The organism is Corynebacterium sp. HMSC071B10 (assembly GCF_001814825.1).
Classification (GTDB): domain Bacteria; phylum Actinomycetota; class Actinomycetes; order Mycobacteriales; family Mycobacteriaceae; genus Corynebacterium.
In genome coordinates, this window is sequence record NZ_KV817962.1 from 1 (window position 1) to 1,141 (window position 1,141).

Sequence of the window (1,141 nt, forward strand, 5' to 3'; positions counted from 1 at the left end):
GTGACGGTAGGTTGAGAAGAAGCACCGGCTAACTACGTGCCAGCAGCCGCGGTAATACGTAGGGTGCGAGCGTTGTCCGGAATTACTGGGCGTAAAGAGCTCGTAGGTGGTTTGTCGCGTCGTTTGTGGAATACCGCAGCTTAACTGCGGGGTTGCAGGCGATACGGGCATAACTTGAGTGCTGTAGGGGAGACTGGAATTCCTGGTGTAGCGGTGGAATGCGCAGATATCAGGAGGAACACCGATGGCGAAGGCAGGTCTCTGGGCAGTAACTGACGCTGAGGAGCGAAAGCATGGGGAGCGAACAGGATTAGATACCCTGGTAGTCCATGCCGTAAACGGTGGGCGCTAGGTGTGAGTCCCTTCCACGGGGTTCGTGCCGTAGCTAACGCATTAAGCGCCCCGCCTGGGGAGTACGGCCGCAAGGCTAAAACTCAAAGGAATTGACGGGGGCCCGCACAAGCGGCGGAGCATGTGGATTAATTCGATGCAACGCGAAGAACCTTACCTGGGCTTGACATACACCGGACCGGGCCAGAGATGGTCTTTCCCTTTGTGGCTGGTGTACAGGTGGTGCATGGTTGTCGTCAGCTCGTGTCGTGAGATGTTGGGTTAAGTCCCGCAACGAGCGCAACCCTTGTCTTATGTTGCCAGCATTTGGTTGGGGACTCATGAGAGACTGCCGGGGTTAACTCGGAGGAAGGTGGGGATGACGTCAAATCATCATGCCCCTTATGTCCAGGGCTTCACACATGCTACAATGGTCGGTACAACGCGTTTGCGAGCTCGTGAGGGTGGGCTAATCGCTGAAAGCCGGTCGTAGTTCGGATTGGGGTCTGCAACTCGACCCCATGAAGTCGGAGTCGCTAGTAATCGCAGATCAGCAACGCTGCGGTGAATACGTTCCCGGGCCTTGTACACACCGCCCGTCACGTCATGAAAGTTGGTAACACCCGAAGCCCATGGCCCAAACTTGTTAGGGAGTGGTCGAAGGTGGGATCGGCGATTGGGACGAAGTCGTAACAAGGTAGCCGTACCGGAAGGTGCGGCTGGATCACCTCCTTTCTAAGGAGCTATTTTTAAAATGTGCCCACGGTTGTGGGACGTAGGTGGTTGAGTCGCCGAGTGTGTGACTGCCACC

At 56.2% G+C, this 1,141-nt stretch carries 1 rRNA gene; it reads left to right on the forward strand.

The features are described from left to right. Window positions 1-1,065, forward strand: a 16S ribosomal RNA gene (locus tag HMPREF2990_RS01465); the annotation flags it as partial. Between the last annotated feature and the right edge of the window lie 76 nt (window positions 1,066-1,141).